The following is a 21,299-nucleotide window of genomic DNA, read 5'->3' on the forward strand; positions in this document are numbered from 1 at the left end:
TTAATAAAAATCTTTTTTGTCTATAATATCTCTCAAGTTTTGAAATAAAGGATAAATATGCAAATAGTTGAGCAAATGAGAGATAAAGCTCTCGAGGAGCTAAATCTTGTCAAAGATAAAAAATCTCTAGATGACATTCGAGTTAAATATCTTGGCAAAAAGGGTGAGTTAACAGGTATGATGAAGCTAATAGCGACATTACCTAATGATGAGAAACCAAAACTAGGCCAAGCGGTAAATATTGCAAAACAAGCTTTACAAGAAGCAATTAATCTAAAACTAGCTAATTTTGAAGAACAAGAGTTAAATGAAAAACTAGCTCAAGAAAAGATTGATGTGACATTAAGTGGTGTAGGGCAAAACCAAGGTTCACTACATCCTGTAACAAAAACTTTAAATAGAATAGAAGCATTTTTCAAACAAAATGGCTTTGCAATTGAATTTGGACCTGAGATTGAAAGTGACTATTATAACTTTGAAACTTTAAATATCCCTTCGCATCACCCAGCTCGTGCTATGCATGATACTTTTTATATTGATGAGACTCATGTTTTGAGAACGCACACATCTGGGGTGCAAATTAGAACGATGGAAAAACAACAGCCACCAATTAGAGTGATAGCTCCAGGTAGAGTTTATCGTTGTGATTCAGATATTACTCATACGCCGATGTTTCATCAAGTAGAAGGTTTACTTGTAGACAAGGATGTTTCTTTTGCTGATTTGAAAGGTCTACTACATGCGTTTCTAAATTCATTCTTTGAAAAAGACCTAAAAGTACGCTTTAGGCCATCATATTTCCCATTTACTGAGCCATCTGCAGAGGCAGATATCGAATGCGTAATGTGTGATGGTAAGGGCTGTAGAGTATGTAAACATACTGGTTGGTTAGAAGTTTTGGGTTGTGGTATGGTACATCCAAAAGTTCTAAAAGCAGGCAATATTGCTCCGCAACAATACCAAGGTTTTGCTTTTGGTATGGGAGTAGAAAGATTATCTATGCTTAGATATGGTATTGATGATCTAAGAATGTTCTTTGAAAATGATTTGAGATTTTTAAAACAGTTTTAATATTATTGAGGTTTATAGATGAAATTTTCACATAACTGGTTAAATGAATATCTAAGTGATACTCAAACTAGCCAAGATTTAGCAGATACCTTAACTTTGGCAGGTCTAGAAGTTGATGCCATTGAGCCGGTTGTTGCAGAGAAAGTTAGTGGTGTAGTAGTTGGGCAAATTAAAACTATCGCAAAGCATCCTGATGCAGATAAATTAAATATTTGTAGCGTTGATGCTGGTGAAGAGGAGTTGCTAACGATAGTTTGCGGTGCTAGCAATATTTATGAAGGTATGAAAGCTCCTGTTGCAAAAATCGGAGCAGTATTACCAGGTAATTTTAAAATTAAAAAATCTAAACTACGTGGTCAAGAATCTTTTGGGATGCTGTGTTCGGAAGAGGAGCTTGGTTTAGCTGACAAAGCTGATGGTTTGATGGACTTACCAGCAGATGCTCCAGTAGGTACAGATATCAATAAATATTTAAACTTAGATGATAACATTATAGAAGTTGATCTAACACCGAATAGAGCAGATTGCCTAAGCGTCTATGGCATAGCTCGTGAAGTATCAGCGCTAACAAAGGCTCAACTTAGAGATTTAGAAATCATAGAACCTAAAGTGGCGATAGATGATACTAAACAAGTAAATATAATTGCCACAGCTGCTTGTAAGTCATACTATGGTTGTATCATCAAAAATGTTAATAATAAAGTCCAAACACCTTTATGGATGGTTGAAAAGCTAAGAAGAAGTGGTATTGGTAGCATATCTTTTTTTGTTGATGTAACAAACTATGTAATGCTACTTACTGGTCAACCAATGCATGCTTTTGATTTTGATAAACTAGAGGGTAGTATCAATATTCGTTATGCAAAAGATAATGAAGAGCTAATACTTCTAGATCAAACACAAGTTAAATTAGACTCTGATACTTTAGTAATAGCAGATGATAAAAAAGCTCTAGCAATAGCTGGTGTTATGGGTGGCTTAGATTCATCAATAACTGCTGATACTACTAATATTTTTTTAGAAAGTGCGTTTTTTGTACCTGAAATGGTTGCTGGTAAAGCACGTAAATATAACCTTCATACTGATTCTTCTCATCGCTTTGAGCGAGGAGTTGATCCAAAGCTAACTAAAAAGGCTATGAAAATAGCTATTCAACTAATAACACAAATAGCAGCTGGTGATGTTGCACCAATCTATGGAGCTGAGGAGTTAGAGAGCTTAAACAAACAAGTCAAAATAAATCTTTCTATTAAGAAACTAAATCGTGTATTAGGCACAGATTTTAGTCTGGAGTATATTACAGAAGTATTACAAGCATTACATATGGATGTTGCAGCGACTTTTGACAGTAATTATATAGAAGTATCACCACCATCATATCGCTTTGATATGGAGATACCAGAAGATTTAATTGAAGAAGTAGCACGTATTTATGGTTATTCAAAACTTCCAGAAACTATGCCTAAATATGCAGCGGCTAAAACTGATATCTCTGAAACGTGCCAATCTTTAGCTAAGATAAATATGCGTTTGATAGATAGAGGTTATCATGAGGCTATTAATTATAGTTTCATAGATCCAAAATATGACGAGTTTTTCTTTGCTGATAGAGGTATTGCAATTCAAAATCCTATTTCACAAGATTTATCTATAATGAGACAATCTTTGATACCTGGTTTGATTAGTACTTTTAAGGCAAATGCATCGCGCCAGCAAAATCGAATTAGAATATTTGAGAGTGGTGCTTGTTTTAAACTACAAAATAACCAAAGAAGCCAGTTTGATAGAATTGCAGGCTTAGCATATGGTGAGCTTTTAAATATTAACTGGTCTAATTCTAAAAAAGTAGACTTTTTTGATGTTAAAGCAGACGTTGAAGCATTATGTAGTGATATTACTAATCTAAGCTTTGAAGTTTGTGATGATATCAATTGGCTGCACCCAGGGCAATCTGCTTATATCTTAGCTAATGATAGCAGGATTGGAGTAATTGGGGTGATTCATCCAAGTGTACTAATAAAAACTTTCCAAATCAAGGCAAAAGCACCAATAGTTTTTGAGTTGGATTTAGCAGTATTAATTAAAAAACAAATACCAAGTTTTGAGAAAATCTCTAAATACCCATCAGTAACAAGAGATATCTCATTCTTAGTCGATAAGTTTGTCTTTGCTGGAGATATTATCAAAGCTATAAAAGCTTTAGATATAAATATCTTAAAAGATGCTAGTATCTTTGATGTTTATGAAAATCAGGATGATCAAAGAAAGAGTATAGCGTTAAGCATGCTTTTCCAAGATAACTTACAAACTTTAGATGATAAAGTTATTATTGAAAGTACAGATAAAATCCTAGAAACATTGAAATCTAAATTTAATATTGAGCAAAGAGCTTAAATATAATCAAATAAATCGTTTTAGATAATTCTAAACTTGTTATTAGCTTTTAATAGGTTCCATGAACAAAAATTTGTTAAATTTTTATTTTACATTAAAGGAGTAAGTATTTTAAGTATACTTTCTGCAACTAGACTACTAGGTTTTGTAGTCATATGATCGGTATTTCGGGTAGAGTCAGCCAAGATTTTGCTAGCCCATTGATACATTTTTGCAACATCATTTCTGCTATATAAGAATGTAGCAATTTCATAATTTAGGAACAGGCTACGAATATCTAAATTTACCGAGCCTAACATTGCAATATTATTATCAATTAATACAGCTTTCGCATGCATCATGTTTTTTGTAAAATGAACATCAATATTAGATTCTAAAAAATCTCTTATATAACTTACTCTGGCTCTATCAACTACCTTATGATTTGAGTTCTTTGGTGTAATAATCTTAACCTCAACACCTTTTTTCTTGGCTAAAACTATTGAGTGATATAATTCTGCTGAAGGTATTAGATAGGGAGTGATAATCCATAATTTTTTTTTAGCTGCATTAATAGCTGTAATCAAACCTGAATATAATTGATCTTCTTTTAAGTCTGGACCAGATGGAATTACTTGAACAAAACCTTCTTGTGTAGTTGCATTTTGGATATTAAATTCAAGTTTTTGGTTTGTCGCAAAGTGCCAATCAGAGCAAAAAATCTTTAAAAAATATACTAATGACTCACCTTGAATTTTAAAGAGTAGGTCATCCCACATCCCTTCATGTTCCAGAGGAGACATATATTCATCACCAATATTCATACCACCACTAAATACTGTATTATTGTCAAAAATATATATTTTTCTATGATTCCTATAGTTAATATAGTTACGTAAGGGATTAGCTATTAAAGGCATGAAAAATACTACCTTAGCACCTAATTTCCGTAGGTTTCTAAAAATTCTTTTATTATGGCGATAGACATAAAAAGAACCTAAAGAGTCTATCATCATCTTGATTTCAACACCTTCGGCAGCTTTTTTTTCTAGAGCCTTTATTACTAATTTAGATGTAGTATCATTTTTAAATACATATGTTTGGATATATATATTTTGTTTAGCAGATTCTATAGCTTGTATAAAAGCTTGAAACGATTTAACACCATCAGAATACATCTCAAAAGAGTTTTTACTTGTAAGAGTATTTAACTTCATGTTAGCAAAAACATTGATAATTTCACTGGGTAAATTTTTGCAGTTCTCGCTTTTATTCAGGTACAATAACTCTAATGATGGTTGACTAATATTCATAGCTTCTTTTTGCCAGAAACTACGCTTATCTTTACGCTGAAAGATAAAGAAAAACGGAATTGCAACGTAAGGAATAAATAATATTGCTAAAAGCCAAGCTAAAATGTTAGATGCAGACTTTTTGTCGACTATTAGTTTCAGAACGATAAATATTGTCAGTGCTTGACAGACAAATAAGATAATATTTGCCTCAAGAATATAGAGTAGACTTAATAAAAATTTTTCCATTTATAATAGATTTGAGCTTATATTATACTAAATTGTAACACACAGATAGTTATTCTAGGTAGCTATCTGAAATTTCGACTTAAGCTATGTTATTACATTAGTGGTGTAAGTACCTTCATGATACTTTCAACAATCAAACTACTGCGTTTAGTTGGTAAGTGTGAAGCATCTCTATCAGAATCTTTTATAAGTTTTTCTGCCCATTTATATAACTTTTCTACTTGCTTAGAAGTGTATATAAAAGTAGCAAGTTCATAATTTAAAAATAAACTACGATTATCTAAATTTATAGAGCCAAGTATAGCAATATTAGAATCTATAAGTATAGCTTTTGCATGTAACATATTTTTTGTAAAATAAACCTCTATATTACACTCAAGTAAGTCTCTAATGTAGCTAGATCTAGCCCTATTAATTATTTTATGGTCTGAATTTTTAGGAGTAATTACTTTTACATCAATGCCTCTATATTTAGCAAGCAGTATAGCTTGAAGTAAATCAAGTGATGGAATCAGATATGGTGTGATAATCCATAGTCTTTTTTGAGCAGAATTAATAGCAGCAATTAAGCCAGCATATAGCTGATTTTTTTGCATATCGGGCCCTGAGGGAACTACTTGAGTAAAACACTCATCTTGTATGGTATTTTCAATTTTAAGATTTAATTCTTCAGATGTTGCAAAATGCCAGTCTGAATAGAAAATTTTTAAGAAATAAACTAAAGATTGTCCTTCTATTTTAAAGAGTAAATCACTCCACATACCATCATAGGCAATAGGTGACATATACTCATCACCAATATTCACACCCCCACTAAAAACTATTTTGTTATCAAAAATAAAAATTTTACGATGATTTCTATAATTAATATAATTACGCAAAGGGTTAGATATCACCGGCATGAAAAATACTACCTTAGCACCTAATTTACGTAGATTTCTAAAAATTCTTTTATTATGGCGATAGACATAAAAAGAGCCTAAAGAATCTATCATAATTTTTATAGTTAAACCTTCAGCTGCCTTTTTTTCTAAAGCATTAATCACTAGCTTAGAGGTTGTATCATTTTTGATGATATATGTTTGAATATATATACTTGTTTTTGCTGATTTTATAGCTTGTATAAAAGCTTTAAAGGATTCAGTACCACTTGTATATATTTCAAAAGTATTTTTTTGTGTAAGGGTAGGTAGCTCAAGATTTGTAAAAGTTTTTATTACATTTATTGGTAAATCTTTATAGGTACTTTTATTTATAGCTGCTTTTGCTAAAGGTTGCAGACCTTGTATATTCATCGTGCTTTTCTGCCAGAATTTGCGTTTATCTTTACGCTGAAAGATAAAGAAAAAAGGAATTGCGATATAAGGAATAAATAATATAGCTAAAACCCAAGCTATGATATTTGATGCTGATCTTTTATCAACAATAAGTTTTAATACGATAAAAATAGTAAAAACCTGACAAATAAATAAAATTGCATTGGCTTCTATGATATATATTAAATTTGATGAAAATTTTTCCATTACTCATGAAATAGAAGAATCTTTTTAAAAAATTTTAACACACTGCTAGTATTCTAGGTAGAGGTGTTTTGTGAAGTATTAGGCATAAGTATTAGGATAATAGCAGAGATAATTATCACTACTAAAATTAGGTATAATGGTGTAAATATAAAACCTTTAGCAATACCTAAACTTGCCAAAGCTAAAAAAGCACCATTGAAAATAGCAAAGCTGATGTTATAACTAAAACCTAAACCGCTAGCTCGCACACCAGGGCTAAAAAGGGTACTTGCATAGTTAGAAGCGACTCCTACAACTAGTCCCATAAAAATATTATTGATCAGCATTATGATGAGTAAATATTTAGAGTTAATAACGACACTATAGTAAAAAATACTTCCAAAAATCACTAAACCTATCGCGCCGATAAAGAGTATACGTAGTGGTGTAAATTTATCAGCAAGAAAACCTGCTGGGATAGAGACTACAGAAAAAACAAATAAGTTAATAAGTATCAAACTTGAACTATTTGCGATGTGATTTAATTGGAAATATGTTGGCAAGTAAAGTGAGAAAAATCCAACTACCATTGCAAAAATTGAAATAGCAGCGACAGCTTTAACTATTGCTAATTTCTCTGTTTTAAATAAATCAATTATAGGGACTTTATAATGAGTTTTTTCATTTAAGAATATAGCAGTTTCATGAATTTCTTTTCTAAAAAAATAACTAATAATAGCTGCAATGCCACCAAACATAAATGCTACACGCCAAGCATAATCATCAGTTAGAAAATATGTGGTTATTATTTTAGTGATTTCTGCAAAGAATATGCCAAAATTGATAAAACAAAATATAATTCCACAAGCTAAGCCACCATGCTTTAATAGTGACTCTTTGACAAATACTACAGCACTTGGAATTTCACCGCCAATTGCAGCACCTTGAATAATCCTTAATACGACAAATAACAGCGTTGCAGTTATCCCAACACTTTGGTAAGAAGGCAACAATGCTATAGTAAAAGCAGCCAATCCCATAAGTAGTATTGTTAGTAGGAAAGATTTTTTACGTCCATATCTATCACCAATATGTCCAAAAATAATACCACCAAACGGTCTAGCAAAGTATCCGACAGCAAAAACTGTAAAGGCAGAAAGTGCTTGTAATGCTGGTGAGCCTTCGTGAGGGAAAAATGTTTTGCCTAGTATGATAGCAAACATGCCAAATATTACAAAATCATAAAACTCTAACATTCCACCAATACTTGTGAGTAAAATCGTTTTAAAATCATCTTTTTTAAGCATCTTTAATTAAGTATAATTACAGTTAAATTGTCTTTATAATAGTGAATAAATTATAAAAAGCTAGTTGTTTAATATGGTAAGAATTGAAAATGTCGTTAAGAGAAAAGTTCAACAAGTACAAAAACTTTTACCTAATATCAAAAATATTATCTTAGTTGCCTCTGGAAAAGGAGGTGTAGGTAAGTCTACTGTAACAGCAAATTTAGCAGTTAGCTTTGCAAAAATGGGAGCAAAAGTTGGTATTTTAGATGCAGATATTTATGGTCCAAGCCAGCCGACTCTGCTAAATCTTAAGCAAAATCCACAAACTACGGATAAGAAAAAGATTATTCCACTAGAGCGTTACGGAGTTAAGATGATTTCTATCGGTAATCTAATAGACTCTGAATCAGCAATAATTTGGCGTGGCCCTATAGTATCTCGAGCGCTAATGCAACTTTTAAATGATACAGATTGGGGTGATATAGATTATTTATTTTTAGATTTACCGCCTGGAACGGGTGATATCCAATTAACTATATCAAAAAATATGCCAGTGACAGGTGCTGTGATTGTTACGACTCCTCAAGATTTATCGTTAATCGATGCAAGGAGAGCTTTAGCAATGTTTCAAAAAGTTGATATCAAAACTTTGGGTGTAGTAGAAAATATGAGTTACTACATTTGTCCTAAATGTGGTAACAGTGAACATATTTTTGGTGAGGATGGTGCTCATCTTTTATGTGGCAAAAATAATATTAAATTTTTAGGTAATTTACCGTTACATAAAGATATTCGTGAGAATGCTGATAATGGTAAACCTTATGTTAGTTTAGACAAGGATGATATTATAAATACGAGTTATATGGTTGTAGCTGAAAATATCTTAAATGAAATTGAGAAATTACCTAAAGCAAGTAGTTTAGATTCTATTGGTGTTAAATTAGAAAATTAAGCGAGAAAAAACGTGACGATAAAATCAGATAAATGGATAAAAAAAATGTCTCAAGAGCATAAGATGATAGAGCCTTTTGAGGCAGGCCAAGTAAAAGTTGTTAATAACCAAAAAATTGTTTCTTATGGAACTTCAAGCTATGGTTATGATGTACGTTGTGCAGATGAGTTTAAAATATTTACAAATATAAATTCTTCAATAGTTGACCCTAAAGATTTTAATGATAAAAATTTTGTCGATTTCAAAGGCGATGTTTGTATAATTCCACCAAATTCTTTTGCTTTAGCGCGTACAGTTGAGAAATTTAAAATCCCAAGAGATACGTTAGTAGTCTGTTTAGGTAAATCCACTTACGCAAGGTGCGGTATCATAGTAAATGTCACTCCTCTTGAGCCAGAATGGCAAGGCTATGTGACATTAGAGTTCTCAAATACAACGCCGCTACCTGCCAAAATCTATGCAAATGAAGGCGTGGCTCAAATGTTATTCTTCCAATCTGATGAGGAGTGTGAAACTTCTTATGCTGACAAAGGTGGTAAATACCAAGGTCAAGTTGGTGTTACACTACCTAAATGCTAAAAAATGAAAGTTATTTAATTATAAACATTCACCACAAAAGGGCAATCGATATGCTCTGTATATTGGCAACTAAAATTTTTCAGATAATGATTAGGATCTTTATAAATACTAATATTCTGATTTGATTGCATAGTTGACGTAATCAGATGACCTTCTATATTTGAATAATAGTAACATTCTAAATCACATAAGCTATCTTTACAATTAACTAAATTAGCTCCTTTGAAAGTTAGGGGATATTCTGGAAATTGAGATGGGGTTATGTCTTGTGCTAACCAAGTGTATTCAAATTGATGATATTTTGTTTTAGCTACGAGTTTATTATTTTCATTTATAAAATCTTCAGGAGTGGGACAATAATAAATAATTGGTTTAGCGAAAAGACTAAAAGTATAAATAAGTAATGAGATAAAAATTAGGTTTTTATAAAACATAATGAGAATTTTATTGAATGGTCTTTATTTTATAGTATAGATAATTAGACAAATACTAAAAATATATTTTTATAAAAAATGATTTTGATCATAACAAGACACCTACTATTGCAAATAATAAATTGCGCTCAATGAATTTATATAGTTATAACTTAGAGGTCATAACTTATGATGTGCCAGAAGGGTTTGATATAGATAAATATTATGATGAAATAGCACCAAATTTTCATACAAGTATAGACTGGTGGTTTGATGAAGGTATTCAAAAGTATGCTTGGGGATATTTAAAGATTCAATCATGTACCAGAATATCTGAATTTGAAAAGTCTTGTAATACTCAATATGAAGATCCTAACTTAGAAAGAAGAAAGAAGATAGTTGATGATAATACAACAGCAGATAGGATAAATAGTTTAAATGAATTTAAGTTAGTAGATAAGTTTGGTCAGCCTGATAAATGTCATCCAGTACTTGGTTGTTATGGTAGGTGGGACACAAGGTCTAGAGCAAATATTTTATTAAAAAATAGTAAATATTATCCACAATTAGAAAAATTAATAAATAAGTAGGAGATAGTGAGATGAGCACAACTGGTTTTACAGAGCAATTAACCGCTAGTCTTAATGAAGCAATCCAAACTACAAGCAATAAGAATGCGGTATTTGATAGGCTAATATATTCAAATGTATTTGATGGTCAGGTTAAAGTTGATCAAAGTGTAAGAGACAAAACAATTCCCCTTCAAGTGTTGAAGGGGTGGCTTGCATAGCAAGACGGGGTAGTTACTTTAAAGTCTATATTTTTAGTTAATACAGAGAGGGTAGTTTTTAATATATGAGTACCAAATTACCTTATAACTCCAAATTAAAGCAAAGAGCAAAAGAATTGCGCCAAGCAGGCAATTTATCAGAAGTATTATTGTGGAATAAACTTAAAAATAAGCAGTTATTAAATTTAGACTTTAATCGTCAAAAAATAATAGGTAATTACATAGTAGATTTTTATTGTCCTAGTTTGAATATAGTAATAGAAGTAGATGGTTCTAGTCACAATGATAAATTTGAATATGATGAACAGAGGCAAGTTTATTTAGAAAGTTTAGGTTTACATGTTGAGAGAATATTAGATGAAGATGTTAAATTTAATATCGAAGGAGTATTATTTTATTTAGAGGGTAAACTACAAAAGTTAAAAGTATTACCCCGTCAGTCTAGCGACTGCCACCCCTTCAACACTTGGGAGAATTTTTAGTTAACAATATGGAGTAGGGAATGAAACTCAAAAAATTACTAACCGCTAATGTGCATAAAATATTAATTTTTTATTGTATTTGGAATTTTCAGATTTTAAGATGGAGTTAAACACGTCAATTTTTATTTAGGATTCAAATATGAAAAAACTATTACTAGCAATAATACTGGCGATCCCAGTGATGGGCTACTGTGGCTTTATAGACTGGCTAACTGGTTATCCAGAGGTTAGAGAGAAGATAGAGAAACGTCTTGAAGAAAAGTATCCTGGTGATAAATTTGAAGTTTGGGATGTCAGCTATTCAAGTAATTTGGGTGGATATAATTTTAAGGCTAAAGATTTAAGCTATAAAGATTTAGAGTCTGGTGGCTCATACTATGAAAAATCTAATAAGGTAGTAGATAACTTTGGTCAATATAAACAAAATTTAGATTGGAAAGCACTATTTAAACCCTATGTGGATTCTGTAAGTACCAATAATCTAATTGTGCCAAATATAGATGGAGCTAATGAAGTTGGTTGGCAGGAGAAGCAACAGAAAGACCATAAACCAGATAATATGATGAAGACATGGGAATTGTTAGCAAAGCCGAATTTGACAATGAAAGAGAAAATAGCCAAGGGACATAATTATATCAGGACAGAAGCAACTATTCATGTAAATGCTCCAAAAACTGCAGAAGGAATGCTTAAAGTTTTAGAGATGATTGAGAATATTAATAATTATTTCAGGTCATTAAAATTATACAGCTACAAATTAGAAGTAACAGTATATGATTTACCTAAAGGCTTAACTTTTGACAAGTATATAGATGATACTGTAGATAAAGATGTTGACTATAGCATGTTAAAATTCACAAATGATGGCGATATCCAAAAGTATGCTTGGGGTTGGCTACGCCTATATGGCTGTGAGAAAAATAGTATAGAGAAGTATTGTAATACCTATAAGGTTTATAAAAATAGAGTTGAGACAGATCAGTTAGATACTAAGCTAATAAACCAAAGAACATCAGCAGACCGTATCCATAATTTAGCTGATATAGCTAGACAGTTTCATTTGTATAAAGATCCAGGTAAAGAAACGATGTGGCATCAGTATAAACATAAAGGAAAAGATGTATTTATGTATACATGGAGAGGGCAAAATATGGTGTACACTCCACTAATAGACACGCAATTATATAAACAAATTTTACAATTAGAAAATAAATAAAGAGGGAAATACTATGAGCAATACAAATCAATTAGAAATAAATCTTAATGATGCAATACAAACTACAAGCAATAAGAATGCGGTATTTGATAGGCTAATATATTCAAATGTGTTTGAGGGCAATATTAAAGTTGATGAAAATGGTAACCCACTTCCTTTAGGTAAGCAATTTTATGAAACAGATGCAAAAGGAAATTTTGTCACAAATACAGATGGTAGTTATATAATTCGAAATGGCTTAGATGCTGGTACAGCAAGTTACCTAATGGATAATCCAACCTTAGTAAACTCACTTAAAGATTACAATATAGTTGCAACAGAAAGTAATTCATTAAATGGCTTTACAGGTATGGCGATATCTAATGAGAAAACTCCTAAAGAAGTAATCTTTTCCAGTAGAGGTACAGAACCATCTCAGATAAATGATTTGGTAGCAGATGCTATCTTGGCAGTAAATGAATATAGTCCAATAGAGACATCAAATGCCCAAGTTACTTCAGCTAATGAGTTTGCAAAGAGTGTCCTTGCAGATACAAATATAACAGAAGCAATATTTACAGGCCATTCATTAGGAGGTTATTTGGCACAAGTACAGGCAGCAAGCACGCAAGAAACTTTTGCTGATAGAGTAACTATAACCCAAGTAGATACTTTTAATGCTCCACAAGCAGGAGAGTATATTCGCTCTGAGTATGGCTCAGAAGTTGCAAACTCGATTAACAATGTTGCTTACTCACATATTACGGTAGGCGATGTAGTTAGTCGCTCTGGTAATATTTCAGGGCAAGAGTATGTTATAGGTCAGGTTATGATGTATAGTAATACTGATGGAGGTCCAGCTAGTCATAGTATTACATACTTTACAGATGCAAATCAGTCTACTTTTAATACTACCTTACTGTCAAAAGATGGTGCAATTGTCACAGAGAATTTAGCACAAGTCTTATCATCTTTAGATACGCAGTTAGCAGAAGCAAAAGCAGCGATAGATGGCTTAGATACTTGGGATAATGCTATGGCTTATAGTGCAAATAAGTTAGGTGTTGCTGGAGCTGATAATCCATATGCCAGGTTAGAATCAATTCAACAAGCTAAAGCTAGTTTAGATAGATTGCTAGGTAACGTAGAAGGGTATAATGAGTTTAAAGCTAACTATGCAAGTATATCTTCTATACAAGAAACGGTGGCAGAATCCCTTGGCGGTGAACAAGCCCAGGCAGTGCTTGATAAAGTAGCAGATGCAGCTGTAACTAAGTCAGTTGAAGAGAAAGAAGCTTTTGTAGAGTCACTTGCAGATAGCGCTATAGTTAAATCTGTAATGGATGCTGTATTAGGTACAGATGGTAGTTTTGGAATTCAATCGGTAGACAAACTAGTATTAGACAAGTTTATCCAAGCCAACACCCAACGCTATGGCGACCCGTTGGTAGTCGATTTAGATGGTGATGGTATCGAGACGCGTGAGGCTGATGGTAGTGTATTATTTGATCATAATGCCGATGGAGTTAGAACTGGTACTGGTTGGGTCAATAAAGATGATGGCTTGTTGGTTCGTGATATAGATGGTAATGGCATTATAGATAATGGTCGAGAGCTGTTTGGAGATAATACTATCAAGTCAGATGGCACTAAGGCAACAGATGGATTTGATGCTTTGAGGGATTTGGATAGTAATAATGATGGTATTTTTGATGCTAATGATGAGGCATTTCATGAGGTTAAGATTTGGCAAGATAAAGACCAAGATGGTGTATCAGATGATGGAGAACTTATAAGCTTATCAGATGCTGGTATAGATAGTATTGATCTAAATGCAAAGATTGTAAATCAAAGTGTCGCAGGTGGTATATTACGTAAGACTAGTACAGCTACAAATACAGATGGTAGCACTACTACAATAGGTGCTATGGATTTTGCTGAGAATAAATTTTATAGTAAGTTTGAAGAGATTTTACAGACATCACAAGATTTACAAAACTCAATCAATGTAGCAGGCCAAGGAGCTTTGAGAAGCTTACATGAGTCAGCTAGTCAGTCGCCTAAACTTAATGAGTTACTCAAAGGTTTATATTCAGGAGCTACAGCAGTTACAGATTCAGCGGTACATGAAGTACTTTTAGAGTGGGCTAAGACTGCGAATAATTTTAGCACCTCACTAGAGATTTTAGACGGAGTAACATTGGATGATGGTACACAGATAAATGTTGGTATATCAGATAGAGTTAGAACAGTAATTGAGAAGACAGCGATATTAGAAGCTCTAAATGGTGAGAGGTTATTAAGTTATAACATTAAGAATAACGGTAGTAGCTATACGATATCAGCCCAAACAGGTTCAGAGTCATTTTGGGAAACAAGAACAGTAGCTAAAGGAGGCACAACCACCACAAATGACTGGTTTTTTCACAGATTAGCAGATAATGCTAGAGCTACACATATATCAGAAGGTTATGCAAGTGCTTTTAACTCTATTAAAGAGTCAGTAGAGACAAGTTTCATAGTTAGAGAGATACAGCCATTTTTATTAGAGAATCTTTCATTTGAGTTAGATGAAGCTGGAGAAATAGCTCTTAGTTTTGAGGGGATTAATGAAGCTATAGTTGAGAAGATTAAGGCTGATCCAGTAACAGGATTAAATTTCTATAAGAATGTGATAGATGTACAAGATGTTACTTTTCTTAAAGATGGCTGGGATTATAGTTCAATACTTGGAGAAGCAAATTTTACAGCTGAAGAAGTAGTGTCTATTAATGCTGTTGAATTTAAGTTAGATGGTAAACAAATAATATTAAGTACTGATAGAGATGATAATTTAAGTGGTTTTGATTCTGCTGATGCAATTTATGGTAATGATGGTAATGATAAGTTGTATGGCAAAGGAGGAAATGATCTGTTAGATGGAGGCTTAGGAGACGACATTTTAAGAGGTGAATCTGGAAATGATATATTGTTAGGTGGAGAAGGAAATGACAACTTAGTAGATAATGAAGGAAGTAATGTGCTTGATGGCGGATCAGGAGATGACTGGGTTCAAGGCGAGGGTACATTAAGAGGTGGAGAAGGCTCGGATGGATTATGGGCAGATGAGTATTCTACAAATACATTAGAAGGAGGTCAGGGAGATGACCGGATATATACAGGTTATAGGTCTACGAATACTATTAAATATAATCTAGGAGATGGTTTTGACTTAGTAGCACGTCAAGGAGATGGCAGTGCATGGGGCAGAAGATACGAGCAGACATATAATGATAGGATATTATTTGGAGAAGGGATTAGCCAATCAGATCTAAAGTTAAGTAATGAGGGGAATGATTTAATAATTCAAGTGGGTGAAGATCCTGCTAATGGAATGAGGGTGGAAGGGTTTTACTCAACTAATAGGACATATCAATCTAAAGTAAATAGATTAGAATTTGCAGATGGTACAGTATTAAGAAGAGGGGTTGATGCTATATTTAATCCTAACTTTGAGACTACAGAAGAAGTTGATGATATTACTGGTTCTGAATGGAATGATGTTATAGATGGTAAGGGTGGAAATGATATTCTTCGAGGAGGACTTGGTAATGACAAGCTTGTTGGGGGAGAAGGTGACGATACCTTAAGAGGAGATTCAGGAAATGATATATTGTTAGGTGGAGAAGGAAATGACAATCTAGTAGATAATGAAGGAAGTAATGTGCTTGATGGCGGATCAGGAGATGACTGGGTTCAAGGCGAGGGTACATTAAGAGGTGGAGAAGGCTCGGATGGATTATGGGCAGATGAGTATTCTACAAATACATTAGAAGGAGGTCGGGGTGATGACCGGATATATACAGGTTATAGATCTACGAATACTATTAAATATAATCTAGGAGATGGTTTTGACTTAGTAGCTCGTCAAGGAGATGGTAATGCATGGGGCAGACGTTATGAGCAGGCATATAATGATAAGATATTATTTGGAGAAGGGATTACTAAAGAGGATTTAAAGCTTAATAAAGAAGGAAATGATCTTATTATCCAAGTAGGTGAGGATTCTGCTAATGGAATGAGAGTTGAAGGATTTTATTCAACTAATAAGACATATCAATCTAAAGTAAATAGATTAGAATTTGCAGATGGTACAGTATTAAGAAGAGGGGTTGATGCTATATTTAATCCTAACTTTGAGACTACAGAAGAAGTTGATGATATTACTGGTTCTGAATGGAATGATGTTATAGATGGTAAGGGTGGAAATGATATTCTTCGAGGAGGACTTGGTAATGACAAGCTTGTTGGGGGAGAAGGTGACGATACCTTAAGAGGAGATTCAGGAAATGATATATTGTTAGGTGGAGAAGGAAATGACAATCTAGTAGATAATGAAGGAAGTAATGTGCTTGATGGCGGATCAGGAGATGACTGGGTTCAAGGCGAGGGTACATTAAGAGGTGGAGAAGGCTCGGATGGATTATGGGCGGATGAGTATTCTACAAATACATTAGAAGGAGGTCAGGGTGATGACCGGATATATACAGGTTATAGGTCTACGAATACTATTAAATATAATCTAGGAGATGGATTTGACTTAGTAGCACGTCAAGGAGATGGTAATGCATGGGGCAGACGTTATGAGCAGGTATATAATGATAAGATATTATTTGGAGAAGGGATTACTAAAGAGGATTTAAAGCTTAATAAAGAAGGAAATGATCTTATTATCCAAGTAGGTGAGGATTCTGCTAATGGAATGAGAGTTGAAGGATTTTATTCAACTAATAAGACATATCAATCTAAAGTAAATAGATTAGAATTTGCAGATGGTACGGTTCTAGGTAGATCAGATATTTTAGTAGGTACAGAATCAGATGATGTTTTAGTAGGTAATAATAATGACAATATAATAGTAGGTAATGGTGGTGATGACACAATTATAACTGGCTCAGGTAATGATTATCTAAGAGGTGGTGAAGGAGCGGATACTTATGTAATTAATGTTAATGATACAGGTACTAAGACTATAGATATGTCTTCAAATGATAATTCAATTGATACTATAAGACTTGAGGGAGTTAACAGTTCTGATGTTGGGTTTGAAGTTCAAGATAATGATTTAGCTATCTTACTAAGAGGTAATAGTGGTGATCTAATTAGTAAAGTCATTGTCAATAATTTCTATGATGAGGCAAATGAAAATGCTGATAATATACAAATAGAAACAGCTGATGCACTTACAGATATCCCTAACTTTGGTGAACAAATGCGACAACTCAAGGCAATGATGGAAGCTGAAGAAGCAGTAAATGACATTGATGATGGAGGAGCAATTAGTGGCAGTCAAGTAACCACTCAAGTAGGTAATTCTGAATTACTAGATATATGGGCTCCTAAATCTGAGATTGCTTAGTTATGCATAGTGGTATATTCTCTTTGTATCAAATAGCCCATTTTAATAAGATAGCTATTGACCCTAAACAGATTGCTCATGAATATGCTGATCCTGGTGGTAGTATTAGTGAAATCAACTTTTTAAGAGCTATTAAAGCAAATGGTTTTAAGGCAAAATCAGTTAATATCAAAGTAGATTACTTAGATTCAAGAACATTTCCTATTATTCTTAAAGATAATGATGGGGAATATTTTGTCTTAGCAGCTATCAATCAGGAAAAATACTTGGTTATAGTCCAAGGGCAAAAAGATATCCAAAGCTTAACCAAACAAGAGCTTTCACAGGTATATTCAGGTAAAGCAATTTTGGTTACGCATAAAGGTGCAGTAGAAAAATCAAATGAAAGTTTTAATATTAAGTGGTTTATCCCAGCATTATGGAAATATAAGCATATTTTCAAAGATGTAATTATTGCTTCATTATTTATCCAGCTATTTGGACTTATGACACCATTTTTCTTTCAGGTGGTGATGGATAAGGTGATTATGCATAATGGTATTACTACTTTAAATACATTGGCAATAGTGTTTTTAGTAGTAGCTATTTTTGAAGTAGTATTTGGTATGATTAGGACATACTTGTTTAGTCATACTACTTCTAGAGTAGATGTGGTGCTTGGCTCGAAGCTTTTTAGTCATTTGATGCGATTACCATTAGAGTATTTTGAAGCTCGACAAGTTGGGCAAAATGTGGCTAGAGTTAAAGAGTTAGATAGTATCCGTAACTTTATAACTAGTACAGCTCTTACTTTACTAATTGATTTATCATTTACCTTTATATTTATAGCAGTATTATTCTTATATAGTTGGCAGCTTACTTTAATAGTGCTTGGAACTATCCCAATATATTTTTTATTATCAATTTTTATCACACCAATACTCAAACATAGATTAAATAAAGTTTTTTCAACAGGTGCAAAGAATCAATCATTTCTTACAGAGTCAATTACAGGTATTCAGACTATTAAAGCAAATGCTATAGAACCACAGATGCAAAGAAAATGGGAGGATAATCTTACTGAATATGTCAAAGCATCTTTCAGATCACAGAATTTAGGTAATATAGCAGGTCAAACAGCTGAGTTAGTTAGTAAGCTTACAACTATAGCTATTATATTTATTGGTGCTCATATGGTAATGGCAGGAAGACTGACAATAGGTCAATTGATTGCATTTAATATGTTAGCAGGGCGTGTAACCCAACCAATTCTTAAACTAGTCAATATATGGCAAGAATTCCAGCAAGCAGGTGTATCTTTAAAGAGATTGGGAGATATTCTTAATTATCCAACAGAATCTTATAATAAGGTTAGTAAAAGTAATCTTCCTTTGTTTAAGGGAGCAGTTATATTCAAGGATGTTAAATTTAGGTATTCAGCTGATACCAAGCTAATTCTTAATGAGTTGAACTTAGAAGTCCAAGCAGGACAGACTATAGGTATTGTAGGTAGATCTGGAAGTGGTAAGAGCACACTTACTAAATTAATCCAAAGACTATATAGGCCAGAATCAGGGAAGGTACTTGTTGATGGCGTTGACCTATCAACAGTAGATACTACATGGTTAAGGCAAAATATAGGGGTTGTCTTACAAGAGAGCTTTATGTTTAATCGTACGGTAAGAGAAAATATAGCTTTGACAAATCCAAGTGCAAGTATGGAGCAAGTAGTAGCTGCTGCTAGATTTGCAGGTGCAGAAGAATTTATATTAGACCTCAAAGATGGTTTTGATACAGTTATCGAAGAAGGAGGTTCAAACTTTTCAGGTGGCCAAAAACAAAGGTTATCAATAGCTAGGGCATTGATGAATAATCCCAAGATACTTATATTAGATGAAGCTACTTCAGCGCTTGATTATGAATCAGAAAAAATTATTCAGAATAATATGGCAAAAATATCACAAGGTAGAACAGTATTTATAATAGCGCATAGATTATCTACAGTACAAAATTGTGACCGTATTATTTATATGGATCAAGGTAAAATTATTGAGGACGGCTCACATCAAGAGCTTTTAGCTAAGAATGGTCATTATGCTTCATTATATAATGCACAACATCGAGGTGAAGTGTAATGGATAACCAAGCTAAACAAAACCTACCACAAAAATATAAAACGCGCTTACCTCAAGTAGTTAAAAAAGCTACAAGTGTTAAAGAGTTTTGGAAAAATCGTAAAACTTTGGGAGAGGAAAGAAATGCTCAAAAAGACGCATATAGCTTTTTACCAGGAGTCTTGGAAGTTACTGACAAACCACCGCATCCATTACTTAGAACTGTACTTTATTGTTTGATTTTTTTGATAGTTTTTACAGTAGTATGGGCTTACTTTTGTAAGATAGATATCATAACTGCTGGTCAGGGTAAGATCATTCCAGCTGGGGATGTTAAGACAATCCAATCATCAGAGAAAGGAACAGTAATTAGACTCAATGTAGATAGTGGTCAGATAGTCAAAAAAGGTGATGTATTAGTAGTTTTAGAATCTGAGTATACAGAATCTGATATTAGTAAACTCAAAGAAGATATCAAGTTTTATAAGTTAAGGATCTCAAGAGAACAAACTTTCTATAAAATGCTTAATAGTGGTTTAAACAAGCAAATACCATTAGAGAAACTTGATTATACACCTCCCAAAGTTGTCACAGATGAGTTAGATATAGAACAATCAAGACAACTACTTTGGCAAGAGTGGCAATCAACAATAGCTAAGCTAATGACATTAGAAGCTACATTGCTTTCAAAGGAGCAAGAAAAGGAAATTAGTGTAAATAAGACGCATCAGTTACAGGCCACAATCAAAATAATAAAAGAAAAGCTAGAAACTTATACAAAACTATATAAGAAAAAAGCAGTTGCAAGGATGGAGTATTTAGAATTTAGAGAGAAGTTTATTAATACATATTACGAGTTAGAAACTGAGAAGAAGAAAGACTTACAATTAGATGCAGAAATAGCTGAGGCAAGAAGTAATCTTGAATCTTATAAATCAGAAACATATTTAAAAACGCTGGAGAAAATCCGCCAAGATAAAAAAGATCTCTTTAGTGCCGAGCAAGAATTACATAAGGCTACTACATTAAATGGTAAGAATATAATTAGATCACCAATAGATGGTGTGGTGCATGAAATGCAAATTCATACTATAGGAGCAGTGGTAACTCCAGCACAAGTACTAATGCAGATAGTACCGATCGATCAAAAGTTAGAAGCAGAAGTATATGTTAAAAATGAAGATATTGGTTACCTAAGAAAAGGTCAAACAGCTGAAGTGAAGGTAAATACATTTCCATTTGCAGAATATGGTGTACTACATGGGACTGTAGAGAAAATCTCCGGAGATGCTATAGAAGATGAGCGACTTGGATTGGTATACAAGTTAGTGATAAGTTTAAATAACAATACTCTACACAAAGGTGGTGAAACATACAAGATAGTTTCAGGTATGGCAGTAGTAGCAGAGGTTAAGACAGGAACAAGAAGAGTGTTAGACTTCTTCACCGAACCATTAACTAGAGGTATAGATAATAGTTTGAGGGAGAGATAGAAAACTCTATATATTTCATCGGTTCCAGAATATCTAAGATACTATATTGACTTTGAACCTTTAGCTAGAGATATTTAACTATCAGGTGATATCACAACTTTTGCAATTGATAATCAAATAGTTATTTT

At 33.0% G+C, this 21,299-nt stretch carries 15 protein-coding genes and 1 pseudogene; 12 read left to right on the forward strand and 4 right to left on the reverse strand.

The window, feature by feature from the left end:
- Nucleotides 1–57 precede the first annotated feature (57 nt).
- Together pheS and pheT are read left to right on the forward strand one after the other, a co-directional pair.
- Nucleotides 58–1,071 carry a phenylalanine--tRNA ligase subunit alpha gene (gene pheS / locus CGC45_RS04120; RefSeq protein ID WP_071629089.1) on the forward strand — a complete coding sequence of 338 codons (1,014 nt, stop codon included), beginning with the start codon at nt 58–60 and terminating at the stop codon, nt 1,069–1,071.
- 18 nt (nt 1,072–1,089) lie between these two features.
- Entirely contained in the window at nt 1,090–3,465 is a 2,376-nt protein-coding gene (gene pheT / locus CGC45_RS04125; protein ID WP_114702057.1) for a phenylalanine--tRNA ligase subunit beta, read from the forward strand.
- 89 nt (nt 3,466–3,554) lie between these two features.
- Here pheT and cls (CGC45_RS04130) read toward each other — a convergent pair whose 3' ends face one another.
- The 3 genes from cls (CGC45_RS04130) to CGC45_RS04140 all read right to left on the reverse strand — a co-directional run bounded on the left by cls (CGC45_RS04130) (nt 3,555) and on the right by CGC45_RS04140 (nt 7,794).
- Nucleotides 3,555–4,985 (reverse strand): cardiolipin synthase, encoded by a 1,431-nt coding sequence (gene cls, locus CGC45_RS04130; protein WP_071629091.1) that lies wholly within the window; start codon nt 4,983–4,985, stop codon nt 3,555–3,557.
- 92 nt (nt 4,986–5,077) lie between these two features.
- On the reverse strand, nt 5,078–6,508 hold the full coding sequence (gene cls, locus CGC45_RS04135; protein ID WP_071629092.1) for a cardiolipin synthase: 1,431 nt from the start codon (nt 6,506–6,508) through the stop codon (nt 5,078–5,080).
- 53 nt (nt 6,509–6,561) lie between these two features.
- On the reverse strand, nt 6,562–7,794 hold the full coding sequence (locus CGC45_RS04140) for an MFS transporter (protein WP_071629093.1): 1,233 nt from the start codon (nt 7,792–7,794) through the stop codon (nt 6,562–6,564).
- 73 nt (nt 7,795–7,867) lie between these two features.
- Here CGC45_RS04140 and CGC45_RS04145 point away from each other — a divergent pair, with 73 nt between their 5' ends.
- Together CGC45_RS04145 and dcd are read left to right on the forward strand one after the other, a co-directional pair.
- Nucleotides 7,868–8,728: an Mrp/NBP35 family ATP-binding protein gene (locus CGC45_RS04145; RefSeq protein ID WP_071629094.1), complete on the forward strand. Its 861-nt coding sequence runs from the start codon at nt 7,868–7,870 to the stop codon at nt 8,726–8,728.
- A 12-nt stretch (nt 8,729–8,740) separates the two neighbouring features.
- Nucleotides 8,741–9,307: a dCTP deaminase gene (dcd, locus tag CGC45_RS04150; protein ID WP_071629095.1), complete on the forward strand. Its 567-nt coding sequence runs from the start codon at nt 8,741–8,743 to the stop codon at nt 9,305–9,307.
- Nucleotides 9,308–9,321: 14 nt separating this feature from the next.
- On the opposite strand, the gene CGC45_RS04155 is transcribed toward dcd, so the two are convergent.
- On the reverse strand, nt 9,322–9,744 hold the full coding sequence (locus tag CGC45_RS04155) for a hypothetical protein (RefSeq protein ID WP_071629096.1): 423 nt from the start codon (nt 9,742–9,744) through the stop codon (nt 9,322–9,324).
- 128 nt (nt 9,745–9,872) lie between these two features.
- Between CGC45_RS04155 and CGC45_RS04160 the strand changes: the two genes are divergently transcribed.
- The 8 genes and pseudogenes from CGC45_RS04160 to CGC45_RS09520 all read left to right on the forward strand — a co-directional run.
- A complete protein-coding gene (locus tag CGC45_RS04160) occupies nt 9,873–10,310 on the forward strand; it encodes a hypothetical protein (RefSeq protein WP_071629097.1) in 438 nt (145 codons plus the stop codon).
- An 11-nt stretch (nt 10,311–10,321) separates the two neighbouring features.
- Nucleotides 10,322–10,510 carry a hypothetical protein gene (locus CGC45_RS04165; protein ID WP_071629098.1) on the forward strand — a complete coding sequence of 63 codons (189 nt, stop codon included), beginning with the start codon at nt 10,322–10,324 and terminating at the stop codon, nt 10,508–10,510.
- A 65-nt stretch (nt 10,511–10,575) separates the two neighbouring features.
- Nucleotides 10,576–10,992: an endonuclease domain-containing protein gene (locus CGC45_RS04170; protein ID WP_071629099.1), complete on the forward strand. Its 417-nt coding sequence runs from the start codon at nt 10,576–10,578 to the stop codon at nt 10,990–10,992.
- 139 nt (nt 10,993–11,131) lie between these two features.
- Nucleotides 11,132–12,208: a hypothetical protein gene (locus CGC45_RS04175; RefSeq protein WP_071629100.1), complete on the forward strand. Its 1,077-nt coding sequence runs from the start codon at nt 11,132–11,134 to the stop codon at nt 12,206–12,208.
- A gap of 13 nt (nt 12,209–12,221) precedes the next feature.
- The gene (locus CGC45_RS09310; RefSeq protein WP_114702058.1) at nt 12,222–17,585 is read left to right on the forward strand and encodes an SPM autocatalytic domain-containing protein; all 5,364 of its coding nucleotides are present in this window, start codon (nt 12,222–12,224) and stop codon (nt 17,583–17,585) included.
- Between the two features lie 2 nt (nt 17,586–17,587).
- A complete protein-coding gene (locus CGC45_RS04185; RefSeq protein ID WP_071629101.1) occupies nt 17,588–19,699 on the forward strand; it encodes a type I secretion system permease/ATPase in 2,112 nt (703 codons plus the stop codon).
- Nucleotides 19,699–21,171, forward strand: a complete 1,473-nt coding sequence (locus CGC45_RS04190; RefSeq protein WP_071629102.1) for an HlyD family type I secretion periplasmic adaptor subunit — start codon at nt 19,699–19,701, stop codon at nt 21,169–21,171. The genes CGC45_RS04185 and CGC45_RS04190 overlap by 1 nt, the downstream gene beginning before the upstream one ends.
- Nucleotides 21,172–21,249: pseudogene (locus tag CGC45_RS09520) on the forward strand (antirestriction protein ArdA); the annotation flags it as partial. It abuts the gene before it with no gap.
- Between the last annotated feature and the right edge of the window lie 50 nt (nt 21,250–21,299).

The sequence above is a fragment of the Francisella opportunistica genome (assembly GCF_003347135.1).
Taxonomy (GTDB): Bacteria; Pseudomonadota; Gammaproteobacteria; order Francisellales; family Francisellaceae; genus Francisella; species Francisella opportunistica.

Bases quoted from the DNA above. Each gene is read 5' to 3' on its own strand.
- CGC45_RS04140 (WP_071629093.1), bottom strand. From the start codon at position 7,794: ATGCTTAAAAAAGATGATTTTAAAACGATTTTACTCACAAGTATTGGT.
- CGC45_RS04165 (WP_071629098.1), top strand. From the start codon at position 10,322: ATGAGCACAACTGGTTTTACAGAGCAATTAACCGCTAGTCTTAATGAA.
- cls (WP_071629091.1), bottom strand. From the start codon at position 4,985: ATGGAAAAATTTTTATTAAGTCTACTCTATATTCTTGAGGCAAATATT.
- cls (WP_071629092.1), bottom strand. From the start codon at position 6,508: ATGGAAAAATTTTCATCAAATTTAATATATATCATAGAAGCCAATGCA.
- CGC45_RS04190 (WP_071629102.1), top strand. From the start codon at position 19,699: ATGGATAACCAAGCTAAACAAAACCTACCACAAAAATATAAAACGCGC.
- CGC45_RS04160 (WP_071629097.1), top strand. From the start codon at position 9,873: ATGAATTTATATAGTTATAACTTAGAGGTCATAACTTATGATGTGCCA.
- CGC45_RS04145 (WP_071629094.1), top strand. From the start codon at position 7,868: ATGGTAAGAATTGAAAATGTCGTTAAGAGAAAAGTTCAACAAGTACAA.
- CGC45_RS04185 (WP_071629101.1), top strand. From the start codon at position 17,588: ATGCATAGTGGTATATTCTCTTTGTATCAAATAGCCCATTTTAATAAG.
- CGC45_RS04170 (WP_071629099.1), top strand. From the start codon at position 10,576: ATGAGTACCAAATTACCTTATAACTCCAAATTAAAGCAAAGAGCAAAA.
- CGC45_RS04175 (WP_071629100.1), top strand. From the start codon at position 11,132: ATGAAAAAACTATTACTAGCAATAATACTGGCGATCCCAGTGATGGGC.
- CGC45_RS09310 (WP_114702058.1), top strand. From the start codon at position 12,222: ATGAGCAATACAAATCAATTAGAAATAAATCTTAATGATGCAATACAA.
- pheS (WP_071629089.1), top strand. From the start codon at position 58: ATGCAAATAGTTGAGCAAATGAGAGATAAAGCTCTCGAGGAGCTAAAT.
- pheT (WP_114702057.1), top strand. From the start codon at position 1,090: ATGAAATTTTCACATAACTGGTTAAATGAATATCTAAGTGATACTCAA.